The following is a 22,159-nucleotide window of genomic DNA, read 5'->3' as shown; positions in this document are numbered from 1 at the left end:
ATGTAGGATGCAAAAAGCATGGACAGACCTAGAAGGAAAAGTAGTTATCGTAACTGGTGGAAACTCTGGAATTGGACAACACATCTCAGAAACACTACAGCAAAATGGTGCAAAAGTTGTTATTGCTGACTTAAGTGTTGAAACAGGGGATCAAGGGAATTTTTATCATGTTAAAACAGATGTAACAAATAAAGAAAGTGTAGAAAACATGGTCCAATTAGCGGAAGATAAGTTTGGTCGTGTGGATGCACTTGTGAATAACGCTGGTGTGAACCTTCCGCGTCTACTTGTAGATGTAAAAGGAGAAAAACCAGAATATGAATTAGACGAAAAATCATTTGATTTCATGGTTAATGTAAACCAAAAAGGACCTTTCTTATGTGCACAAGCTGCTTCAAGACGTTTTATTAAGCAGGAAAAAGGTGTAATTGTTAATATCACATCAGAAGCAGGTATGGAAGGTTCTGCAGGACAAAGTGTATACTCTGCAACTAAAGGTGCTTTAAATGGCTTTACTAGATCATGGGCAAAAGAGCTTGGAAAATACAATATCCGTGTAGTTGGAGTTGCACCAGGAATCAATGAGAAAACTGGTTTAACTAATGGAGCTTATAATGAAGCTTTAGCATATACAAGAAATGTAAAAGTGGAAGATTTAGAAGGTAATTATACTAGTTCTATTCCTTTAGGCCGTGTTGGTAAATTAGATGAAATTGCTGACTTAGTAACGTACCTTGTATCTGATCATGCTTCTTATATTACTGGAACTACTGTTAACATTTCAGGTGGAAAATCAAGAGGATAAATAAATTAGCATATTGTAACCTTTCGGTGGGGCGGGATTATTCGTCCCACCGAAAAGTGTAACTAAGGTTTTGCAATAGCAAACGCTAAGTTTTCTAATGAGAGGGGAAGAAAATTTGAGACTATATATTGATTCGGCAAGTACGGAGCAAATAACCCGATTAAATAAATACTATCCAATATCAGGTGTGACCACTAATCCTTCTATTCTGGTGAAAGAAGGAAAGCCATATCTGGAAGTTGTTCAAGAGATTCGTTCTATAATTGGAGAAGATAAAGAATTATTTGTCCAAGCTATTGGAGAAACAGCGGAAGAAATTGTTGATGAAGCTCGATTTGTGACAAGTAAAATTCCGGGGAATGTTGTTGTGAAAATTCCTGTAACGGAAGAAGGAATTAGAGCAATGCAATCGCTAAAGGAAGAGAATATACCTACATTAGCAACAACAGTGTATACTGCATTCCAAGCGTTAATTGCAGCAATGGCTGGTGCGAAATATGTAGCACCATACGTTAACCGTATTGATAATCTATCCGGTAATGGTGTGCGAGTTGTGGAAGAAATCGCTCAATTATTTAAAATATATGATCTTCCTTGTGAAATCTTAGCGGCTAGCTTTAAAAACTTACAACAAGTTCATGATGTATGTTTGGCTGGTTCAGAAACAGTAACAGTTGCTCCAGAAATTATTGAAAAAATGATAGCTTTTCCGACAACCCCAACTGATGTTGCTGATTTTAAAAACCAATGGACAACTCTTTACGGTGTTGATCATACCAACCTTACAAATTCTTAATTTTTCGTAAAAATAGTGTCTCTTTTCGAAGACACTATTTTTATTTAGGAACTTTTCTAATACTTACCGCAGTCATCTCCATAAAAATGATTGTAACGTATTTTGAATTTATTATATAAATAAGAAACTAACACTTTCAGAATAGCATATCCCGGTATCCCCAAAATAACTCCAATTAATCCAAATAAATTACCTGCAACAAGTAAAACGATAATAATCGTTAAAGGATGGATCTGCATGGTTTTGCCCATGATATTCGGGGAGATCAAGTTTCCCTCTAGGAATTGAACAATAATCCAAACGATAGCAAGTTTTAAAAGCATGAAAGGTGAATGAACAATTGCAATGATAACTGCTGGAATTATTGCTAATGTTGGTCCAAGGTATGGAATTACACTTGTTACAGCAGCGACTATGGCAAGAGTGATCGCATAGTCGAGACCAATAATATTGTAGCCAACAAATAATAGTAAACCAATACATGTTGCAACGATAATTTGCCCTTGAATATAAGATCCGACTTGAGTATCCATGTTTTTCAGGATCTGATTTGTATCATCACGGAATCGTGGTGGTAATAATTTTAGGAAAAAATGCTTAAAACGAGTTCCATCTTTTAATAGGAAAAACAAGATGAAGGGGAAAGTTAAAATGGAAACAAAGACATTTGTGACAGTGTTTGCTATGTTTTTAAATCCCTGAAAGGCATTTACTATATAAGTTCCAATCATGCCAGGTATATTACTAAAGTTAGTAACAAACCAGTTATATCCCTCATCATAGTATGGACCTAAAAAGGAACTTTGTAACCACATCGTAATTTCATTCCCAAAATGGCTTAAATAAGTAGGGAAATTCTTCGCTAACTCTTTTACTTGTACTTCAATCGATGGGGCGATTAATAAAATAATCCCTGTTAATAATCCACCAATACCAATTATAAGCATAATAATTCCCCATATCCGTTTGATACGAAACTTCTCTAAAATATCTACAATTGGATTTAAAAGATAATAAGCGATAAAAGCCAAAATAATTGGTGGTGTAATCGTTGAAAAGACCACGATGACTGGATGGAATATAAATGAAACTTTATTATAAATAAAGATAGTAATACCGATTAGGATAAATAAAACTAATAAGTATACAAGGTTTTGTCCACCCATAAATTTAATAAACCGATTTGTTTGTTTCATAATGGTTTTCCTTTCCAATTTAAAATTAACCGTTTATTCCTTGTTAAAATAAGTATAGTTTAAAAAGGCGATATGTTCCAATTGTATCGCGTTATTTATAGGTATTCAAAAAATGTGAGAAACAAAAAGGAGTAGAAGCCAATTCATCAAGGCCTCTATCTCCTATAATAATTTTTCCTATTTAAACACCAAGCAATGACTATATTTTCATTAGTAGGTATGTCCAAGTAATCTTTTATAAATACCTTAATCATTCGTTTGTTTTCTTGATCAGTAGATTGGGATAGGAAAGCAACTCCTAAGTACCAATTTTTACCGAGTCTTATCTTAATGTTATAAGTTCCAGGTTTAGGTAAGTTAATTGATTCATCAATTGTGATCGTTGCTGTATGATAATCAGGAATATTATTTCTGATGGTTTTTAAACGAATATTGCCGGGTGTATGGTACGTATATGTTGTTGATATTGGTGCATTGTTTAGCTTTCTTTTTATAATTGTATATTTTTTAGCTAAATTTGTATTCATGACCATTACTCCCTTTCATTAATTGTGAATTTATTCACTATACTTATTATATATGAAAACGCTTTATATAATCAATATCTTTTTTGTGTCTAATTTGTTACAAGTAATTTGTCGAAATTCCAACTACCTTTCTTGGATATAATGTTTGTGAAAATGGTAATAATTGCTGGGAATTAAAAAGGCTATAGTTCCAACTATAACCTTTTTACAATGAAAATAAACCTTGTACATTGGAGTTCATTTTAGTTGGTTTGAATACGATGCCTTTTTCTCATGGAAAGGGAAGCAGTTCCAAACGAGAGTATAGCAAGCAGTCCTCCAATTGTTGCGTTGTTAGCTACGGATGTCATATCAATGATGACACTTCCTATTGACGCGCCTACTGCAATACCTAAATGAAGTGATGAATTGTTTAAGCTAATTTGAATATTAGAGGTTTCTGGTGCAGTTGCCATTAAGTGACTTTGCATTGGTGGTGTAACAGCCCAGCTCATCATACTCCAAATGATTAAATTGAACAAAAATAATGGTAAAAGAAATGTTGTGTGTGAAATCGTTAGAATAGCGATACTAAAAATAACAATAACCATCTTGATTGTTCTTTTAGAACCAAAGCGATCCCCGAATAAACCTCCGATTGCACCGCCACATACTGCTGCAATGCCGAAAACAAAGTAAATAATACTAACCCACGTTTCACTTAAACCAATATAATCCTTTATGAATGGGGTTAAGTAAGTATATAAAGTGGAATGGCCTGCTAGTAGAAGAAACGTAGTCATATGAGCAAATAATATCTTATCATCTTTAAGTGACGCAAATTGCTTCGATAAGGATAATGGTTTTTCGGCACCAACTTTCTCCATTAAGAGGTAGATACCAGTTATTGAACATAAGGTGAGAATAGTAATCATGATAAATGGTGCTCGCCATCCAAATGAATTTCCAAGCACTAATCCAATTGGTACACCAAGAACAATGGAACCACTAACTCCCATATTTACAATACCTATAGCTCTAGCACGATATGCCGGCTTTACAATAGTCGCTGCCATTACAACACAAAGTACGATAAGTAAGGAACTACTTGCAGCGGATATAATTCTTGCAATAAAAAGAATCGTATAAGATGGGCTAATGGCAGCAATTATGTTTCCTATTAGGAAAAAGAATAACGTTATAATGGTCAACTTTTTTCTCTCAATTGTTGCAGTTAAGAAGGATAGGATAGGTCCTGATATCGCGAACGTTAATGAAAAAACCGTTATAAGCAACCCTGCTTGTCCAAGCGTAACTCCCAAGTCATTCGCTACTAAATCTAATATTCCTCCAATAATTAATTCAACCATTCCAACCACAAAGGAAACAATAGTTAATAAATAAACACGTTTATCCATGAATTTAGGCACCTTTCTAGTTGAGAATCCTTTTCTTATAGTATGATTATTTAATAGTAATTACAAGTGCAGGAAAATGTTTTAACAATTTTGAAGAAAAAGGGTTTATTTTTTGAAAAACAGGGTATAAAAAATAAAAAATACAGACGTGTATAAACGGAGAATTAAATTGGAATTTTTGTTATACTGTTGACGAGACATGGAAGGAGAAAAGCAAGTAAATGAGTAAAGAAAAGAAACTTCAAAAAGATGCAATGCGTGTATTAAAAGATACAAGCAGAACCTTCTACATTCCAATTAGTTTGTTAAACCACACGTTAAAGATGACTGTAGGGGCCGCATATTTATGTATGCGAGCAATAGATGAGATTGAGGATCACGAATCCCTTAATCCTGAGGTAAAGCAGGAACTTTTACATTCTATAAGTGAATTATTAAAGGAAACATCATTTGACGAATTAGCTTATAAAGAATTACTAAAGCCTTACGTAGCTGATTTACCGGAAGTAACATTAAGAATGTCTGATTGGATTTCCGTATGCCCAGAGGGAATAGCGGAAAAAGTTAAAGAATCAACAAGTATTATGGCAAAAGGTATGGCGAAATGGGTTAAAAAGGATTTTGTTATTCAGACTAAAGCTGATTTAGATGATTATACCTATTATGTTGCTGGTCTCGTCGGTGTCATGTTATCTGATATTTGGAAATGGTATGATAACACAGATGCTAATTATGAATTAGCTATTGGCTATGGTAGGGGATTACAAGCTGTTAATATGCTTAGAAATCAGGATGAAGATGCAGAACGTGGGGTCCGTTTTCTGCCGGATGGCTGGACTAGAGAAAACTTATTTCATTACGCAGAAGAGAATTTAAAAATGGCTGACCAATACATAAAATCGATAGAAACGAAGAAAATACTATTGTTCTGTAAAATTCCTTTATCATTAGCTAAAAAGACTTTATACGTAATGCAAAACGGTGAAGAAAAGATGTCACGTAAAGATGTAGAGTCTACAGTTGATGAAATTATAAATAATAATATATAGCGATTATTTAAACAATCGCTATACACTAAAATTATTCAGAATAATCAATTAAATATAAAGATATTAAGAAAGTGAGGGGGTTTTCTTAAACGAGGCTATTTGACGATTTTTGTACAGTCTACTATAATGGGAAACTGTGTCAAAAGATAGAGCAAGTTGGTGGATTTGTCATTGAATACATTTAGTGTGTGAAACCTCTTTTATTCAATTCCATCCAACGGTCTTTAATGGCAAAGCAATATTAAATTTTAGACGCTTGCTCCTAAAAAATTAGGAGGAAAAACGTGAAATCAAAACAAAAACTAGATTGGCCTGTATTTATTTTAAGTGGTGGATTTTTAATTTTATTTATCGTTTTATCGTTTATAAATAGTGATATGGTTGGAAGCGGGATAGACAAATTATTCTCTCTTTCTGCTGAATTCTTTGGAGCTTATTGGCAAGTTTTACTTCTATTAAACTTTCTTATTGGATTAGGGCTTGCCTTTTCTAAATATGGAAAAGTAAAGTTAGGGAATATGGATAAGCCCAAGTATAGCTTTTTTGGTTGGGTTTCGATGATATTAGTTACGTTGCTTGCTAGTGGAGGTGTGTTTTGGGCTGCTTCAGAGCCGATGAACCACTACATGCAAACACCACCATTATTTGGCGGCGGTGAATTTAACAATATTCCTTCAGCCTTTGCGCAATCATATTTACATTGGGGTTTTACTGCTTGGGCGATTCTAGGTACGTTAGCTACAATTGTAATGATGTACGTCCACTACACAAAGAAATTACCATTACGACCGAGAGGATTATTGTATCCGATTTTTGGAGAGAAAATTTATCATAAAAGTGTAATTGGTACCGCAGCAGATGCTTTTTCTATTATTGCAACGGTAGCAGGGACTCTAGGACCTTTAGGTTTTTTAGGTTTACAAATATCGTATGGTTTAAATCACCTATTTGGTATTCCTAATACATTAACGATAAGTATCCTTGTTGTTTTAATTTTAGTAACAATTGCTGGGATTTCAGCTGCAACAGGGGTTGATCGTGGAATCTATATTTTAAGTAATTATAATGTTAAATTCACTATACTTATAGCACTTATAATACTTGTTATTGGTCCAACAGCTTTCATCCTCGATGCCTTTATAGGTGGAACAGGGTTTCATCTTCAAAACTTCTTTGAAATGAGTTTATATCGTGGTGATCATGATTGGTTAGGTGGATGGACTATCTTCTTCTGGGGCTGGTTTATCGGTTATGCACCTATGTTAATTGTTTTTATTAGCCGAATTTCTCGCGGTAGAACGATACGAGAACTAATTATTGCTGTTTCTATTGTTGCACCATTAGTAACAAACTTCTGGTTCTCCATTGTTGGTGGAACAGGAGTGTTCTTTGAAATCGAAAATCCGGGAGTTATCTCTACTGCCTTAAGTGAAGGTGGAATGGAGGCAGCAGTAATGGCAATAACGAGTCAATTGCCAATGCCGACATTATTTGGGCTAGCCTTTTTATTAGTTTCTATTATTTTTGTTGCAACAACAACGGATACAATGGCTTATACCGTAGCTGCAACGTTAGAAGGTAACGATCATCCGAAAAAATGGCTTCGTGTATTTTGGGCAGTTATCTTCGGTCTTACTACTGTAATGATTTTGACTATTGGAGAGAACAGTATTGCAGCTATTCAAAATTCGATAGTCATAACAGCAGTACCTGTATCACTTCTTATATTACCGCCATTATGGAACGCACCACGAATTGCTAGAAAAATGGCCCTACAACAAGGTCTAATATGGGAAAGAGAAATGAGAAAGAAAGTAAATAGATATTAAAATATAAAAAACCTTCACCTGTGCCGAAGTTGGAATAGGTGAAGGTTTTTTATTAATTCTAATTAAAATAACCTAGATTAAAAGTGTTTTTTTAAGAGCGCGCGGAGTCCGAGAAAAATGATAGCCAATGAAAATACGATTACTGTAATTGCCCCAATCCACACAATTAAGGTTGCAAACGAACCAGTAAAGAGTGAAGTAACCATTGTTATTCCAATTAGTGAAAAACCAGCAGCTATTGCAGCTAAATATAAAAGGGCTAAAATGTTCATGGTTATCCCTCCTTTTAATCCAAGTTATGAATAAGGAGGGAATTTGATTGCACCAATAACTATTTCCTATTTAGTTAAAAACACTGAAAGGATTCTATGTGGTCAAGGTCTATTCCGAAGTATACCCATCTCCAACCATTCCATCTCCAACCCGCTATAGATCTTCTTCCAACAAAGGTTGGGTAATACCAGAAAGCATCTCTTCTTAACCAAACATAAGTGAAACGATATAAGCAACCACGTATTCCACCAGGATCTATTGCAAAGACCTGGGTTTGCGATTTTTGAGGAGTGAAATTAGGTGGTGGTGCTGTTGGTGGTCCTGCTTGTTCTCCCTGACCCGGCGTATTTGGTTGTCCTGGGAAATGTCCAGGGCCAGTTGGAGAACCTCCACCAGGAAACCCAGGTCCGGCCCCCGGGAATCCTCCACCAGGATATCCTGGTCCTGCTCCGGGATATCCCGGTCCCGTTCCAGGGTATCCCCCAGTGTTTCCAAACATTTGATTAAATAAAAACCATGGTAAATTAAATTGCCTTTCATCATCAAAATATGGTGAATAATGCTGATGAGGATGATAATGGTTCATTATATCTATTCCCCCCTAAAATTATTTCTTTACATTATATGGGGAAAAGTCTAGATGGATATAGTTATAGTGAAGATTGGGCCATAACCCATAACAAGGTCATTTAAAAAGAGTTGACCCTAACGTTACGTAATGCCTTATAGTGTGATTAAGGGGAGGCCAGACAATGCATGTAAAAAAAGTATCCGAGCTTGCTGGAGTAAGTATCCGTACGCTCCATCATTACGATAATATAGGTTTGTTAAGTCCGGAGAAAATATCTACTACCGGATACCGTGTTTATACGGAAGAGAATTTGGAAAGATTACAACAGATATTATTTTTTAAGGAGATCGGATTTACCTTAAAGAAAATAAAAGAGATTATGAATAGCCCTTTTTATAAGCAAGAAGAAGCGCTGGAGATTCAGAGAGGGATGTTGATAGAAAAAAGAAAGCGCATTGATGACATGATTCAAACGATAGATAAGACTATTCAACACCAGAAAGGGGAAATTAAGATGACAGATAAAGAGAAATTTGAGGGGTTTGATTTTAGTCATAACCCATATGAGGATGAAGCTAGAAAAAAATGGGGAGATAATGTTGTAGATGAATCTAATGCTACAATAAACAAACTATCTAAGTATGAGAAAGAAACATTAGAAAAGGAATTTAATGATATTTATAGAAAACTAGCTGAGGTTCGTAATGAGTCTCCTGATTCAGATATAGCACAGGAAAAGATTCATTTATGGTACATCTATTTAAACAAAATTGGTAATTACTCCCTTGATGCTTTCAGAGGACTTGGACAAATGTATGTGGATGATGAAAGATTTACTAAAAATATTGATAAGTTTGGAGAAGGACTTGCGGCATTTATGAGGGATGCGATGGCTGTATATGCTGACCGAAATGATCCAAAATAAAAAATATGACTAGAAAAAATAGCAAATAGGCCTTGCCCCTTTGCTATTTTTTATTTGTATAAAGGATAAAGGTTATGACGGTGGGAACATTAAAAAAACAGAGAAAATAAAAAAGATAATCGATTGAAATATTTATCGATTATCCTATCCTTATATGGAGCATAGGGGGCTCGAACCCCTGACCTCTTGCATGCCATGCAAGCACTCTCCCAGCTGAGCTAATGCCCCGATTTATTACCATTATATATGGGAATACTATTTATTTCAATATCCATTTAATAATTAGCCTAAATGATTTACATCTATCTTAGTATTGCATTACTATATAGAATATATATTTATTAGGAGGATGAACCTTGAGTAAGGATAATAAGAATCAAGAGGGAGATTATCGTATAAAAATAGGCAATCGTGAAGCCTTAATTGGTGTGGGATTATTATTATTCAATTTTGTATGGTGGTTTGCCTTTGCATATGGGCTGGGTAGTAAAGATCCCTCCCAGTATTCCTATGTTTTTGGATTTCCATCATGGTTTTTTTATAGTTGTGTACTTGGAGTTATCGTCATGTCTATATTAGTATTTATCATTGTAAAAGGTTTCTTTAAAGATATACCATTTGAGGATGAGGAGTTAAAAAATAAATGAATTGGCAAGCTACCATTACTCTATTTGGAACAGTAATTTTAATATTTTTAGTTGGGTTATTTGCTAGTCGTCAAAAAAAGTCATCGGAATCATTTCTACAAGATTATTACTTAGGTGGGCGTAGTTTAGGTGGCTTTGTTTTAGCTATGACGATGACGGCTACATATGGAAGTGCAAGTAGTTTCATAGGTGGTCCAGGTGTTGCCTATAATGATGGATTAGGCTGGGTGCTTTTATCGGTAACACAGGTGGCAACTGGTTACTTTACCTTAATGATATTGGGAAAACGCTTCGCCATTATAACTCGCCAATACAAAGCAATTACCATAGTAGACTTTCTAAAAGAACGGTATCAATCCAAGTGGGTAGTGTTACTTTCCGCATTCAGTATCGTTGTATTCCTTTTCTCTACAATGGCTGCACAGTGGATAGGGGGAGGGCGCTTAATTGAGTCTCTTACCGGATTACCTTATACTTCGGCATTATTTATTTTTGTTCTTACGGTATTAGTATATGTTACATTTGGAGGATTTCGTGCGGTAACATTAACAGATGCGGTTCAAGGAATAATTATGCTTGTGGGAACGTTAATATTATTAATTGCTGTTGTTTGGGCTGGTGGAGGAATTTCTAATATTATTCAGGATTTACGAATGGAGAATCCGAACCTTATTACACCATTTGGTGCAAATGGAACATTAACACCAACCTATGTTTCTTCTTACTGGATTTTGGTCGGAGTTGGTGTAGTAGCACTTCCGCAAATTGCTGTCCGTGCGATGTCTTATAAAAATACAAAATCCCTTCATCGCGCACTTATTATTGGAACAATTGTGGTTGGGTTTATTATGTTAAATATGCATTTAATTGGTGTGTTCGCGCGTTCTATTCTGCCTGGTATTGAAATTGGAGATACGGTAATGCCGTTAATTGCACTGGAAGTCTTACCTCCATGGTTAGCTGGTATTGTGTTAGCGGCCCCGCTAGCGGCGATTATGTCTACTGTGGACTCCTTATTATTATTGGTAAGTTCAACCATAGTGAAAGATGTTTATATTAACTATATTAAACCAGATGCCCCTAGAAAAAATGTACAGCGGCTAAGTATGGGGGTAACAGGAATACTTGGGATTGTTGTGTTTTTAATGGCGATAAATCCACCAGATTTAATTATCTGGATGAATCTCTTTGCAATAGGGGGACTAGAAGCCGCATTTATGTGGCCGATTATTATGGGACTTTATTGGAAAAAGGGAAATAAATATGGAGCAATTGCATCGATGGTCGTTGGTATAGCTTCTTATGTACTATTTCAAACCTTTAATCCAGATCCATTAGGAATGCACACTGTTGTAACCTCCTTATTTTTATCTTTTATTGCTTACATAGGGTTTAGTCTAATGTATGGAAAGGAACGGTTGAGCTTGTAAAGGTAAGGAACTAAATCTCAAGATTTAGTTCCTTACATAATTCTTTGCAAACTCTATAAAGTAATCTAATGCCTTTGCGTTGGCTAAAGACCCTTTATTGACTACTTGATCTACTGATTTCCCCATTAATAACTTCTTAATAGGCACTTCTAGTTTTTTACCATTTAATGTTCTAGGTAAATCGGGTACTTCATAGATGCCTGTAGGAACGTGTCTTGGTGAACATTGAGTACGAATTTGTTTTTTAATGGATTGTTTTAATTCATTTGTTAAGATACTACCATCCTTCATCACAACAAAAAGTGGGGTGGTGGAGTCTCCGTTTTGATTTGGTACATCTACCATTAAACTATCAGCAATTTCATCAACATGATCAACTGCCCGGTATATTTCACTTGTTCCAATCCGAATTCCCCCTCGATTAATCGTTGCATCAGAGCGACCGTAGATGACGCAAGTACCCCGATTCGTAATCTTTAAGTAATCACCATGTCGCCAAATTCCTGGAAATACATCAAAATAGCTTTCATGTAGACGTGATCCATCTTTATCATTCCAGAAAAAGATTGGCATGGACGGGAAAGGTTCCGTTAAAACAAGTTCCCCAATTTCATCTATTTTCCCTAGACCATTATCATCAAAACTTTCAATTTTTGCGCCAAGACCACGGCATTGTAATTCACCAGCATGAACTGGAAGAATGGGCGAACCTAAAATAAATGCCGAACAGACGTCTGTCCCTCCGCTCACAGAAGCTATCCATAAATCTTTCTTAACATAATCATAACACCATTGATAGCCTTCTGGAGGAAGAGGGGAGCCTGTCGAGCTTATACTCTTTAAGGATGATAAATCAAAGGATTCTCCTGGTTTCATATTATCTTTCATAGAAGCGGAAATATAACTAGCACTTGTTCCGAAAACAGTTGTTTTTGTTTCCTCTGCTAACTTCCATAGTCGGTTCTTATCGGGATAACTAGGATTACCATCGTATAGAACAATGGTACTGCCAGTAAGTAACCCTCCTATAAGGAAATTCCACATCATCCAACCTGTCGTTGTAAACCAAAAAAAGCGACTATCATTACCGAGATCTACGTGGAATGTTAATGCTTTTAAATGCTCTAATAAAATACCACCTTGGCTTTGAACAATAGGTTTTGGTTTACCAGTAGTCCCAGAGGAAAATAATATCCAAAGTGGATCGTTGAAAGGGACATATTCATAGGTGAGCACCAACTTTTCCTCGTCAGATGAAACAGCTTGGTTCCAATGAATAGGATTTTTATAAGAACTAAAATTAGCATTCGAATTATCTAAGTACGGAATAGCGATGGTCGCTTCAAGTGATGTTAGTTCAGATTGAATTTTGGCAACGGTTTCAATTCTATTGAATGTCTTACCACCATATTCGTATCCGTCTATCGCTATCATTACTTTAGGTTCAATTTGCTTAAAGCGATCAATAACACTTTGGGTTCCGAAATCAGGAGAAGCGCTGGACCAAATTGCTCCGAGGCTTGCTGTTGCCAAGAAACAAACTACGGTTTCATAAATGTTTGGCATATAAGCAACGACACGATCACCCTTGACTACACCTAACCTTCTTAATGTTTTCTGCACTTTTGCTGTATCCTCATAAAGCTTCTTCCAAGTTACTTCGGCTTTCTCTCTATTTTCAGAGGTATGAATAATAGCGATTTGGTCATCTCTTCTATTTTTAAAAATGTGTTCTGTGTAATTAATAAGAGATTCAGGAAACCATTTTGCACCCGGCATGGTATGGGTTGTTAAAACAGTTTCATATGGATTTTTAGATTGAATCTGAAAGTATTCCCAAATTGATGCCCAGAATGATTCAATGTGATTGACAGACCATTGCCAAAGCGATTGATAATTAGTGAAATTTAAGTTTTTATGTGACTTTAACCAGCTTATGTATTTAGTAATATTAGCTTTCTCTATTTGCTTTTCGGTAGGTTCCCATAATAGAGTTCCTTCTTTAATTGTGCTCAATTTAATCACTCCTCCATGGAATTATTCGACTATTTATAATTATTATATATAACGATATGGAGTAAAGTCTAATAAAAAAATTAGGCACACGCTTATCATACGAGCGAATGCCTAGTTGCCTCTACTAAATAATATGTTTATGGAAAATAAAAATGCTAAAGGTAAGATTACTTATTAGCTAGTGTTTCAATAAAAACTCTCATATAGTCTGGTAAATCAGGAGGTCGACGGCTTGAGATAATGTGATTATCCGCAATTACAGCTTCATCAAACCATTCTGCTCCGGCATTTGTCATATCGTCCTTAATTCCTGGTGTACTTGTTACTTTTACTCCATTTAAGATATTTGCAGAAATAAGAACCCATCCAGCGTGACAAATTTGTCCAATTACCTTTTGGGACTTATCCATCTTCTGTACCATTTCTAGTACTTGTGGATAGCGTCTTAATTTATCGGGCGCCCAGCCACCAGGTACTAAAATAGCTTGATAATCATCGGCGTTTACATCTTCAAATGCAAAGTCAGATTCAGCTGGTACACCATATTTTCCGATGTATTTTTTATTTGCTTCATTTCCTACTAAATGGACCGTTGCACCTTCTTCTTTGAGACGAAGCACGGGATACCAAAGTTCAAGATCTTCAAAATCATCTTCAATGAGTGCTATGACTTTTTTATCCTTAAGAAGCATCTTTTTCCCCCTTAAATGATTACTTATCTTAAGTGTATCAAACTATCGTTATTAATTCGATTAATATGATATTATGTCTACATGAAAAAACATTGCTTTTTTATGAGCAATGTTTGATAATAGCTTTTATTGTCCATCATACTTAGCGTACTGTATAAAAGTGTGTTCATCCTCTATTAATCCACAATATGCACATTGAATCCGGTATTTAGGACCTTTATATAGATTATGAAATACTTCTACATGGTCATTTGAGTAATCATTTAAAACCTCACCAGTGTTCGCGTCTAATTTTACTGGTTTTGGAACTTGTTCAATTAAATTAAAACGCGATCTGTTTGTTTTGCAATTAGGACAACGGTAAGCTTGACTCATTACAAAACACCTCCTTTAAATATTATTTCTCATTATGGGAAAAATATTAGAAAAAAGTCTGTCCCTTAGGAATAGGAACAGACTTATTATTTAAACAAATTCTTCACTTTTGAGAAAAGAGAGTTATTCTTTTCTACTTTATTACTTTCATCTTCCTCTTGTGTATCTTTAATAAATATATCCTTTTTATCAACAGCATAATCAAATGTTAAAACTGCACCAATATCCGTTTCATTTGTTTCATCCGTAATGATTGTATAGGGAATGTTATACTTGTTTGCTAGTGCCTTTTCCTCTGTCATGAATCGAGTAGAAACATGCCCATTGATTAAAAGTTTTGCCCCTTTATTTGCTTTCATTGCTTCTTCCAATTTATTGATTCCTTTATCGGACATGACTTGTCCAACTGTAAGAGCTAGCACGATTCTTTCCCTTAACGTACCTAAATATTTTTTTCTCTCTTCTTCTTTTGGTAATCGTGTACCGTACATTCCTTCTGTAAGATAATCGTTTACTTCTTTAGAACTCATTTTGTTTATCGCCTCTATTGTCGTATTTATTTCTATTTTACTAAATAAAGAAGGCGATTCAAAATAGAACCGCCTAAATGTAGCTAAGTTATTTTTTTCTTTGTTTTGCTCTTTGGTGAGCAGCTTTACTTCTTTCTTGTGCTTTCACATCATCAGCATCAGCTAATTCTTGTGAAAACTCGATATCATGACCATCTAATATTTGATTTTTTGGAGTTTGTGCTAAGAAATTTTTACTGTTGCTGTTATGATCGTCTCTTCCACCCATGATAACTCCACCCTTCTTAAAGGATCTTACAAAGATAGTATGTGTAAATGGTCTGTTCCTAAACCTTAAAAAGGGCGACACATTATGGTAAACAAGGTATTATTAGTTTCGGTCTCCGCCTAAAATATCAAATAAACCTCCAGCAATACTTCCTTCCCCTTTAGAACTGGATCCTGTACGCTGAGGAGCAGAAGCAAATACACGACTAGCTAGTCTGCTAAATGGCAAGGATTGTATCCAAACGGTTCCTGGGCCACGTAAGGTCGCAAAGAATAATCCTTCACCACCAAATAATGCTGTTTTGATTCCACCAACGTATTCAATATTGTAATCGACATCTCCTGTCATAGCGACAAGACATCCTGTATCTACTCGAATCATTTCTCCTGGGGATAATTCTCTTTTATGAATTGTACCACCCGCATGCACAAAGGACATTCCATCGCCTTCTAATTTCTGCATTAAGAATCCTTCCCCGCCAAAGAAACCCGTTCCAAGTTTCTTTTGGAATTCTATGCCTACAGAAACTCCCTTTGCTGCCGCAAGAAATGCATCTTTTTGACAGATAAGTTTCCCGTTTATTTGACTTAAATCCATTGGAATAATTTTTCCAGGATACGGTGATGCAAATGAAACATGTTTTTTCCCTACTCCTGAATTAGTAAAAGTTGTCATAAATAAGCTTTCACCTGTTAAAACACGTTTCCCCGCTCCTAGAAGTTTCCCCATTAAACCACTTCCTTGATTAGAGGAACCATCGCCAAAAATGGTTTCCATCTTGATGGAGTCGTCCATCATCATTAAACTACCAGCCTCAGCAATTACAGTTTCATCTGGATCAAGTTCAACCTCAACAAATTGCATATCATCCCCATATATTTTATAGTCAATTTCATGGTTATTCATATTTACATTTCATCCCCTTAATTTTATTTACTTTATATACGTTTTACTATGGAAATAGGATTCAAAAACTTTGAAACTTGTCGTCGCCGAGCTTTTGAGGAAATGCTTAGTGTTAATCAATCCCACGAGTGACGGAATGATGAAATTTTTCCTGCATTCAGGCATTCATCAGCTCTATGAGTGACGGAAAGACTGATTTTTTTCTGCATATCGTCACTCATAAGCCCTATGAGTAACAGAAGGACAGGATTTTTTCCGTGTTTCGGCATTTATCAGCATATAAGTGACGAAAAGACTGGGTTTTAGCGAAAATACTTTTATGCTAAAAAAACGTGCAACTCTAATAATAGAGTGCACGTTTTTCTGTTAATGAGTTTGACTTTGAACTACTCCAAAACTGTTCATATAAATTTGCATATCTTCTTGGCTTAGTTGTGGGACTTGGTAATATTGGTTTCTGTTTTCATATAGGAATAATTCATAAGCCATCTCAATAATATTTGGTACACTATCGGCAAAAACTCGACGGACTACAGGGTTTGTAGCTTCAAGGGCAGCCATTGTAAAGGCAGAGGCATTAGATTTTAAGATCCCCATCATAAACCCTGTTACACATTGATCATTAATTTCATTGACAGATTGTGCCGGGGTTTTAGGTTGGGATGGTTGCATACCGTATATAGTGTTATTGCTTGTTTGACTAAAATTATACGTTTGTGTCTTGATTGTTGGTTCTTGCCCTGTCTTCAAAGCTTGCACTAGTGAATTGTAAACTTGTGTGAGGTACGCTTTATGCTTTGTCATCATCGTTTTTAATTCGGGATCTTGTACATGTTGCTGATAAAGCATGTACTGTTCCATTCCCCCAAGTATTCCGCCGATAGCTCCGTGGGCCTCAATAAGTTCATGCCCACCATGACTAAACTGATCTGGAATTTGAGATGAACCCTGTAGATTTTGGTTTTGTTGAGTATGCAATAAAATGACCTCCTTGAATTTAGTCACGATTATTATTAACGAACAAGGAAGACTTATTCGATTTTAAAAATGCTAATAGATACAAAAATTGGTTTTAATGTAAATGTATACGTGTTTTTGTGCTAACATAAAGGCTAGATAAATGTAAAATGGGGGGAAGGTTGATGAAAGAAAAAGATCCAATTCGAATAGATGACAGAATTTCGCTTATTGATGGTTTTGATTTGGATATTGAGAATCGAACGGGAACTTATGTAATAGATGAGGAAGAACTTACTCTTATTGAAACAGGGCCAAGTCCGTCCATTAAATATGTCAAAAAAGGATTGGAATCACTTGGGTTTGCACTTGATCAAGTAAAATATATTATAGTCACACATATTCACCTTGATCATTCAGGGGGAGCGGGTTTATTAATTAGGGATTGTCCGAATGCAAAAGTAGTCGTTCACCCAAAAGGCAAAAGTCATTTAATTAATCCTAGGAAATTAGCTGCAGGGGCTAGGGCAGTGTATGGTGACAGTTTCTCTGAATTATTCGATCCCATTATACCTGTTCCTGAAGATAAGATTATTGTCAAAACAGAAGGGGATACGTTACAAATAGGCCCTGATTGTATATTGGAATTTTTCGATACACCTGGTCATGCCAAACATCACTTTAGTATATTAGATCCTGTTAGTAATGGGATATTTACTGGAGATACAGTTGGAATTCGGTATGAACAACTTAGTCCATTAGGTATTGACTTTTTCTTACCATCTACATCACCGAATCATTTCGATCCAGACGCAATGGAAAAGTCAATTAATAAGATAAAAGAAATGAACGTTAGCCGAATCTATTACAGCCATTTTAGTTGGTCTGAAAAAGTAGATGATGCTTTAAGTCAGGTATCGCATTGGTTGGAAGTGTTTGTAGAGGAAGGGGAACAGGTTATAGCTGAAGGAAAGGGTTATGATGTTCTAGCTCGGAGGTTATTAGGGAAAATTAAGCTTGAGTTAAGAAAATTAGGGATTCCTGATGAACATGAAGTATATATTATTATCAACTTAGATATGCAGGTATGTGCTTTAGGAATCATTGATTATTTTCAAAAAATAAAACAGTGATAAATGAAAGCACTCAAGAATAAGAATTGAGTGCTTTTCCAAATTATTTTTTCGTATAGTTTAATTCCCATGCGATTCCGTATTTATCTTTCACTATTGCATGTTTAGCGCCCCAAAAGGTGTCTTGTAACTCCATTTGGATTTCACCTTCTTGGGATAAATCATTGTAAATTTTATTTATCTCCTCTTCACTTTCTAAATCAGGTCCGAAGAGAATGTTATTTCCATTTATCATTTGTTTGCCTAGTGAGTCTGCAAAATAGATAATACAATCTTTATTCATGTGTAATTCTGCGTGGATGTATTTCCCTTCATGTCCCTTAAACATTTCAATTCCATCTGCTAACTGTGTATTCTTAATTTCCCCACCAAATATATGTTGATAATATTCAATGGCTTCTTTACAATTTTCAATGCGAACGTGCGGAATAAGTTTTTTCATTTTTTTCAACCTCCATTAACAGTATCCTTTTTTCTAATTGTTCTAATCTTGGTTTGAAGACTTAATTTCCAACATAATTGGACAATGATCACTTCCTAATATATGAGAATGAACATGGGAATCTTTTAAAAGGTCCTTCATTCGTTCGGAAACAATAAAGTAGTCAATTCTCCAACCTATATTCCGCTCACGAATGGTTTTCATATAGGACCACCATGTGTATATATCATCTTTATCTGGATAAAAGTAACGAAGCGTGTCAGTAAAGCCGGATTCTAATAAACGCGTCATTTTTCCACGTTCTTCAGTTGTGAAACCAGAGTTACCGTGATTGGTTTTGTCATTTTTTAAATCAATTTCCTGATGAGCAACATTTAAATCTCCGCAATATATTATCGGTTTTTTCTCGTCCAATTGTTTTAAATAATGGTATAGTTCATCTTCCCATTCCAAGCGGTAATCTAATCTAGATAGATCTCTTTTAGCGTTCGGTGTATATACATTTACTAAATAAAAGGTATCGAATTCTAACGTAATGATTCTACCTTCATTTTCTGTTTCATTGTCACCAACGCCATAGGAAACTGACAATGGTTTTTGTTTAGTAAAAACCGCTGTTCCAGAATACCCCTTTTTTTCAGCGTAATTCCAATATTGATAATAACCATCTAATTCAAGGTCTATTTGTCCTTCTTGTAGTTTTATTTCTTGTAAGCAGAAGATATCTGCATCAACTTGCTCGAAATAATCTAAAAATCCTTTTCTTACACAGGCGCGTAATCCGTTTACGTTCCATGAAACTAGTTTCATTCAATTAACTCTCCTTTGCCTTCAAGCTATTAGTGGTTGTTCAGAAAGTCCGGTGAAAATGACACTTCGCATTTCTTCGTTGGCTATAGCGGGACTTCTACTAAGAACGCCCACGTCCTTGAAAAAGAAAAACGCTTTTTCTGCGTGCGGTGTATGACCGCGGAAGCTTTCCTTATTCTGTGGGCAACGTAGAAGTCAGCACATCCTATGCAAGTCCGTACCCACGTATTAATTGCATACGTTCCGTTCTTAGAAAACTTGGCGTTCGCCATGTTCTTCGGCGAATGCCTTAGTTGCACTTATGCAGAAATGCCTTTTTTCTGCCTCAAAGCTAGGCCGCCTCGAACTGCTGGGTCCTTTTCATCCTCCTTTTTGAACAGGCATTATTAGACATTTTAACACAATTAAGAATGATGGAATGAAGGTAATATAGGGAATGATCATAAATTGTTGAAATAATATTTCTTGGGCAATATTATGTCGAAATATTTTATGGAAATAATGTTGACAAGGAAAGTGTATTAATCATATAATACACAACAGGGATGTATTAAGTGTCTAATACATCAGTTTCGTTATAGTGTACTAATCGTTTAATACATTTTTTACGGATGAAGTGTATTAAGAGGATAATACATTAAAACTAAAACATACTTAGGAGATGTTTTTATGAAATTTAATAAAAGGGATCCTGTTTATATTCAAGTTATTCGGCATTTTAAACAACAAATAGCATCAGGACATTATGAACCAGGACAGGAAATCCCATCTAGAAGAGAATTAGCCAATCAATTGAAAATTAATCCTAATACTGCGCAACGTGCGTATAAAGAAATGGAGGAAGCTGGTTTGATTTTTACGGAGGGGAATAGTCCAAGCAAAATCACGAAGAATGAGGAAGTGATTGGTAGAATACGTGATGAATTGATTTCAGAGGCAATTGATAATTTTGTAACAGCTATTCGGCCAATTAATGCTTCATTGGATGAAGTTATTGGATTACTCAAAGAAAAATATGTAGAAGGATAGGGGGTAGGAATATGATTGAGGTAAAGGATATTAAGAAAAACTTTGGGCTGAAAAAAGTACTTAAGGGAGTTTCGTTTACAGCTAACAAGGGAGAAATCACTTGTTTAATCGGAATAAATGGCGCGGGGAAAACGACAATTATGAATGCTATTATGAATCTCACCCCGATAAAAGGTGGGGAAATATTAATTGATAGCGAAAGGTTAACAAAAGAGACGTATGAAAAGATTACGTTTATTCCTGATGCTATTACGATGCTTCCACAAATGAAGATAGGTGAAGCGTTACAGTTTATGAAGGACTTTTATAAAAGTTGGAATGAAGAACGTGCTAAAGAGTTACTTTCATTTTTTCGTTTGAAAGAAGAAGAGAAAATATCGAGCTTATCAAAGGGAAACACAGCAAAGGTCAATCTGTTACTGGGTCTTGGGCTTGATGTGGATTATTTATTAATGGATGAACCATTTTCGGGAATTGATATTTTTAGTAGGGAACAGATTACGGAAGTATTCACCAGTCATTTAGTAGAGGATCGTGGGGTCATTATTACAACACATGAAATCAATGACATTGAACATTTAATTGATAAAGCCGTACTTCTTGATGATGGAAAAGTGTTAAGGGAATTTCGTACAGAAGAAGTTCGGGAATTGGAAGGGAAGTCCGTCGTGGATGTAATGAGGGAGGTTTATCAGAGATGAGAAACTATGTAAAGTTAGTTGATTTTGAGTTGAAGCGATTTATGAAGATCTATTTAACTTTAATTGGGATTGTTATCATTTCACAAATAGTTGGTGTTATTGTGGAATCCAACCAATTTATGGACATGGCAAACAGAGAGATGTTTGAGGGATCTATGAGCTTAACCCAATTTTTAGAAATGTATTGGCCGTTAACCATGTCTCGTATTCTGATTTCTGGTTGGTTTATCTTACCAGTGGGATTGAGTGCAGCAGCTTTAATCTTTTACTGCTTCTTTATTTGGTACCGTGATTGGTTTGGAAAAAACACGTTTATCTATCGTTTACTAATGCTCCCGACAGCAAGAATTAACATTTTGTTAGCAAAAGCAAGTGCTATTTTCTTAATGGTTTTAGGCTTAGTAAGCATTCAATTAATCCTTCTACCAATTGAAAATATCATATTTCAGACGATTGTGCCCTTAGATTTACGAGTGGATATGACTATAAGGGAGGTAATTAATAGTTCTAATGGATTCGCAAGTTTACAAATGCTTCTACCTAATAGCTTAGTTCAATTTTTTGCCCATTACGGAATTGGCTTTATGACGGTATTTACATTGTTTACTGCCATTCTCTTTGAAAGAAGTTATCGCATAAAAGGAATTATCTTTGGTGTAGTTTACTGTATTATTGCACTAGTTATCTTTTTATTACCATCTAGTTTAGAAATGGTGTTTTCTGAATTTGGCTATTTTTATCCAGAGGAATTATTCATTATAGAAGTTATTTTAGGCATTATTGTAACAGGGATTTCGATTTGGGTTAGTCATTATCTTCTAAATCGTAAAGTAACGGTGTAAAGGAGGCGAGATA

General features: G+C 35.4%; 25 protein-coding genes and 1 tRNA gene. 12 read left to right on the top strand and 14 right to left on the bottom strand.

Features of this window, described 5'->3' with window-relative positions:
• Nucleotides 1-7 precede the first annotated feature (7 nt).
• On the top strand, nt 8-805 hold the full coding sequence (locus A9178_RS14005; RefSeq protein ID WP_068676330.1) for an SDR family oxidoreductase: 798 nt from the start codon (nt 8-10) through the stop codon (nt 803-805).
• A 115-nt stretch (nt 806-920) separates the two neighbouring features.
• A complete protein-coding gene (locus A9178_RS14000) occupies nt 921-1,601 on the top strand; it encodes a transaldolase family protein (protein WP_068676328.1) in 681 nt (226 codons plus the stop codon).
• 56 nt (nt 1,602-1,657) lie between these two features.
• Here A9178_RS14000 and A9178_RS13995 read toward each other — a convergent pair whose 3' ends face one another.
• From A9178_RS13995 to A9178_RS13985, 3 genes are all read right to left on the bottom strand, one after another.
• Nucleotides 1,658-2,797, bottom strand: a complete 1,140-nt coding sequence (locus A9178_RS13995; RefSeq protein WP_068676326.1) for an AI-2E family transporter — start codon at nt 2,795-2,797, stop codon at nt 1,658-1,660.
• A gap of 155 nt (nt 2,798-2,952) precedes the next feature.
• Nucleotides 2,953-3,324 (bottom strand): hypothetical protein, encoded by a 372-nt coding sequence (locus A9178_RS13990; protein ID WP_068676324.1) that lies wholly within the window; start codon nt 3,322-3,324, stop codon nt 2,953-2,955.
• A gap of 242 nt (nt 3,325-3,566) precedes the next feature.
• Nucleotides 3,567-4,721 carry an MFS transporter gene (locus A9178_RS13985; RefSeq protein ID WP_068676323.1) on the bottom strand — a complete coding sequence of 385 codons (1,155 nt, stop codon included), beginning with the start codon at nt 4,719-4,721 and terminating at the stop codon, nt 3,567-3,569.
• A 221-nt stretch (nt 4,722-4,942) separates the two neighbouring features.
• Between A9178_RS13985 and A9178_RS13980 the strand changes: the two genes are divergently transcribed.
• The 3 genes from A9178_RS13980 (at nt 4,943) to A9178_RS13970 (ending at nt 7,905) form a co-directional block, all read left to right on the top strand.
• Nucleotides 4,943-5,770, top strand: a complete 828-nt coding sequence (locus A9178_RS13980; RefSeq protein WP_068676321.1) for a squalene/phytoene synthase family protein — start codon at nt 4,943-4,945, stop codon at nt 5,768-5,770.
• A gap of 284 nt (nt 5,771-6,054) precedes the next feature.
• Entirely contained in the window at nt 6,055-7,599 is a 1,545-nt protein-coding gene (locus tag A9178_RS13975; protein WP_068676319.1) for a BCCT family transporter, read from the top strand.
• 117 nt (nt 7,600-7,716) lie between these two features.
• Nucleotides 7,717-7,905 (top strand): hypothetical protein, encoded by a 189-nt coding sequence (locus tag A9178_RS13970; protein WP_068676317.1) that lies wholly within the window; start codon nt 7,717-7,719, stop codon nt 7,903-7,905.
• A gap of 40 nt (nt 7,906-7,945) precedes the next feature.
• On the opposite strand, the gene A9178_RS13965 is transcribed toward A9178_RS13970, so the two are convergent.
• A complete protein-coding gene (locus A9178_RS13965) occupies nt 7,946-8,458 on the bottom strand; it encodes a hypothetical protein (RefSeq protein WP_068676315.1) in 513 nt (170 codons plus the stop codon).
• 166 nt (nt 8,459-8,624) lie between these two features.
• On the opposite strand from A9178_RS13965, the gene A9178_RS13960 reads away from it, so the two are divergent.
• The gene (locus A9178_RS13960; protein WP_068676314.1) at nt 8,625-9,368 is read left to right on the top strand and encodes a MerR family transcriptional regulator; all 744 of its coding nucleotides are present in this window, start codon (nt 8,625-8,627) and stop codon (nt 9,366-9,368) included.
• Nucleotides 9,369-9,523: 155 nt separating this feature from the next.
• On the opposite strand, the gene A9178_RS13955 is transcribed toward A9178_RS13960, so the two are convergent.
• A tRNA-Ala gene (locus tag A9178_RS13955) sits at nt 9,524-9,596 on the bottom strand.
• Between the two features lie 128 nt (nt 9,597-9,724).
• On the opposite strand from A9178_RS13955, the gene A9178_RS13950 reads away from it, so the two are divergent.
• Both A9178_RS13950 and panF read left to right on the top strand, forming a co-directional pair.
• Complete coding sequence (locus A9178_RS13950; RefSeq protein ID WP_068676312.1) at nt 9,725-10,015, top strand: YhdT family protein; 291 nt, start codon at nt 9,725-9,727, stop codon at nt 10,013-10,015.
• Complete coding sequence (gene panF / locus A9178_RS13945; RefSeq protein ID WP_068676310.1) at nt 10,012-11,445, top strand: sodium/pantothenate symporter; 1,434 nt, start codon at nt 10,012-10,014, stop codon at nt 11,443-11,445. The genes A9178_RS13950 and panF overlap by 4 nt, the downstream gene beginning before the upstream one ends.
• Nucleotides 11,446-11,469: 24 nt before the next feature.
• Here panF and A9178_RS13940 read toward each other — a convergent pair whose 3' ends face one another.
• The 7 genes from A9178_RS13940 to A9178_RS13910 form a co-directional block, all read right to left on the bottom strand.
• A complete protein-coding gene (locus A9178_RS13940; protein WP_082918203.1) occupies nt 11,470-13,461 on the bottom strand; it encodes an acetoacetate--CoA ligase in 1,992 nt (663 codons plus the stop codon).
• A 167-nt stretch (nt 13,462-13,628) separates the two neighbouring features.
• On the bottom strand, nt 13,629-14,153 hold the full coding sequence (locus A9178_RS13935) for a type 1 glutamine amidotransferase domain-containing protein (protein ID WP_068676306.1): 525 nt from the start codon (nt 14,151-14,153) through the stop codon (nt 13,629-13,631).
• Nucleotides 14,154-14,279: 126 nt separating this feature from the next.
• A complete protein-coding gene (locus A9178_RS13930; protein ID WP_068676305.1) occupies nt 14,280-14,528 on the bottom strand; it encodes a DNA alkylation repair protein in 249 nt (82 codons plus the stop codon).
• 86 nt (nt 14,529-14,614) lie between these two features.
• Nucleotides 14,615-15,058 (bottom strand): YueI family protein, encoded by a 444-nt coding sequence (locus A9178_RS13925; RefSeq protein WP_068676303.1) that lies wholly within the window; start codon nt 15,056-15,058, stop codon nt 14,615-14,617.
• Between the two features lie 88 nt (nt 15,059-15,146).
• Nucleotides 15,147-15,326: a YfhD family protein gene (locus A9178_RS13920; protein WP_068676301.1), complete on the bottom strand. Its 180-nt coding sequence runs from the start codon at nt 15,324-15,326 to the stop codon at nt 15,147-15,149.
• 102 nt (nt 15,327-15,428) lie between these two features.
• A complete protein-coding gene (locus tag A9178_RS13915; RefSeq protein WP_068676299.1) occupies nt 15,429-16,232 on the bottom strand; it encodes a TIGR00266 family protein in 804 nt (267 codons plus the stop codon).
• Nucleotides 16,233-16,598: 366 nt separating this feature from the next.
• A complete protein-coding gene (locus A9178_RS13910; protein ID WP_231889855.1) occupies nt 16,599-17,210 on the bottom strand; it encodes a spore coat protein in 612 nt (203 codons plus the stop codon).
• Nucleotides 17,211-17,374: 164 nt separating this feature from the next.
• On the opposite strand from A9178_RS13910, the gene A9178_RS13905 reads away from it, so the two are divergent.
• Nucleotides 17,375-18,322 carry an MBL fold metallo-hydrolase gene (locus tag A9178_RS13905; RefSeq protein WP_068676297.1) on the top strand — a complete coding sequence of 316 codons (948 nt, stop codon included), beginning with the start codon at nt 17,375-17,377 and terminating at the stop codon, nt 18,320-18,322.
• 43 nt (nt 18,323-18,365) lie between these two features.
• On the opposite strand, the gene A9178_RS13900 is transcribed toward A9178_RS13905, so the two are convergent.
• A complete protein-coding gene (locus A9178_RS13900; protein WP_068676295.1) occupies nt 18,366-18,764 on the bottom strand; it encodes a VOC family protein in 399 nt (132 codons plus the stop codon).
• Nucleotides 18,765-18,806: 42 nt separating this feature from the next.
• On the bottom strand, nt 18,807-19,574 hold the full coding sequence (locus A9178_RS13895; protein ID WP_068676293.1) for an exodeoxyribonuclease III: 768 nt from the start codon (nt 19,572-19,574) through the stop codon (nt 18,807-18,809).
• 669 nt (nt 19,575-20,243) lie between these two features.
• Here A9178_RS13895 and A9178_RS13890 point away from each other — a divergent pair.
• The 3 genes from A9178_RS13890 to A9178_RS13880 are packed head-to-tail and all read left to right on the top strand — an operon-like array spanning nt 20,244 to nt 22,146.
• On the top strand, nt 20,244-20,603 hold the full coding sequence (locus A9178_RS13890) for a GntR family transcriptional regulator (protein WP_068676291.1): 360 nt from the start codon (nt 20,244-20,246) through the stop codon (nt 20,601-20,603).
• Between the two features lie 11 nt (nt 20,604-20,614).
• Complete coding sequence (locus tag A9178_RS13885) at nt 20,615-21,304, top strand: ATP-binding cassette domain-containing protein (protein WP_068676289.1); 690 nt, start codon at nt 20,615-20,617, stop codon at nt 21,302-21,304.
• Entirely contained in the window at nt 21,301-22,146 is an 846-nt protein-coding gene (locus A9178_RS13880; protein WP_068676287.1) for a hypothetical protein, read from the top strand. The genes A9178_RS13885 and A9178_RS13880 overlap by 4 nt, the downstream gene beginning before the upstream one ends.
• Nucleotides 22,147-22,159: the final 13 nt, after the last annotated feature.

The organism is Oceanobacillus sp. Castelsardo (assembly GCF_001659985.1).
In the GTDB taxonomy this organism is placed as follows: Bacteria; Bacillota; Bacilli; order Bacillales; family Amphibacillaceae; genus Oceanobacillus.
Note: the sequence above shows the minus strand (reverse complement) of the source record. Positions and strands in the feature narration are given on the sequence as shown.

Coding starts and splice junctions, on each gene's coding strand:
- A9178_RS13890 (WP_068676291.1), top strand. CDS start 20,244: ATGAAATTTAATAAAAGGGATCCTGTTTATATTCAAGTTATTCGGCAT.
- A9178_RS13990 (WP_068676324.1), bottom strand. CDS start 3,324: ATGAATACAAATTTAGCTAAAAAATATACAATTATAAAAAGAAAGCTA.
- A9178_RS13915 (WP_068676299.1), bottom strand. CDS start 16,232: ATGAATAACCATGAAATTGACTATAAAATATATGGGGATGATATGCAA.
- A9178_RS13900 (WP_068676295.1), bottom strand. CDS start 18,764: ATGAAAAAACTTATTCCGCACGTTCGCATTGAAAATTGTAAAGAAGCC.
- A9178_RS13960 (WP_068676314.1), top strand. CDS start 8,625: ATGCATGTAAAAAAAGTATCCGAGCTTGCTGGAGTAAGTATCCGTACG.
- A9178_RS13965 (WP_068676315.1), bottom strand. CDS start 8,458: ATGAACCATTATCATCCTCATCAGCATTATTCACCATATTTTGATGAT.
- A9178_RS13935 (WP_068676306.1), bottom strand. CDS start 14,153: ATGCTTCTTAAGGATAAAAAAGTCATAGCACTCATTGAAGATGATTTT.
- A9178_RS13985 (WP_068676323.1), bottom strand. CDS start 4,721: ATGGATAAACGTGTTTATTTATTAACTATTGTTTCCTTTGTGGTTGGA.
- A9178_RS13970 (WP_068676317.1), top strand. CDS start 7,717: ATGATAGCCAATGAAAATACGATTACTGTAATTGCCCCAATCCACACA.
- A9178_RS13980 (WP_068676321.1), top strand. CDS start 4,943: ATGAGTAAAGAAAAGAAACTTCAAAAAGATGCAATGCGTGTATTAAAA.
- A9178_RS13920 (WP_068676301.1), bottom strand. CDS start 15,326: ATGGGTGGAAGAGACGATCATAACAGCAACAGTAAAAATTTCTTAGCA.
- A9178_RS13880 (WP_068676287.1), top strand. CDS start 21,301: ATGAGAAACTATGTAAAGTTAGTTGATTTTGAGTTGAAGCGATTTATG.
- A9178_RS13925 (WP_068676303.1), bottom strand. CDS start 15,058: ATGAGTTCTAAAGAAGTAAACGATTATCTTACAGAAGGAATGTACGGT.
- A9178_RS13885 (WP_068676289.1), top strand. CDS start 20,615: ATGATTGAGGTAAAGGATATTAAGAAAAACTTTGGGCTGAAAAAAGTA.
- A9178_RS13930 (WP_068676305.1), bottom strand. CDS start 14,528: ATGAGTCAAGCTTACCGTTGTCCTAATTGCAAAACAAACAGATCGCGT.
- A9178_RS13995 (WP_068676326.1), bottom strand. CDS start 2,797: ATGAAACAAACAAATCGGTTTATTAAATTTATGGGTGGACAAAACCTT.
- A9178_RS14005 (WP_068676330.1), top strand. CDS start 8: ATGCAAAAAGCATGGACAGACCTAGAAGGAAAAGTAGTTATCGTAACT.
- panF (WP_068676310.1), top strand. CDS start 10,012: ATGAATTGGCAAGCTACCATTACTCTATTTGGAACAGTAATTTTAATA.
- A9178_RS13905 (WP_068676297.1), top strand. CDS start 17,375: ATGAAAGAAAAAGATCCAATTCGAATAGATGACAGAATTTCGCTTATT.
- A9178_RS13895 (WP_068676293.1), bottom strand. CDS start 19,574: ATGAAACTAGTTTCATGGAACGTAAACGGATTACGCGCCTGTGTAAGA.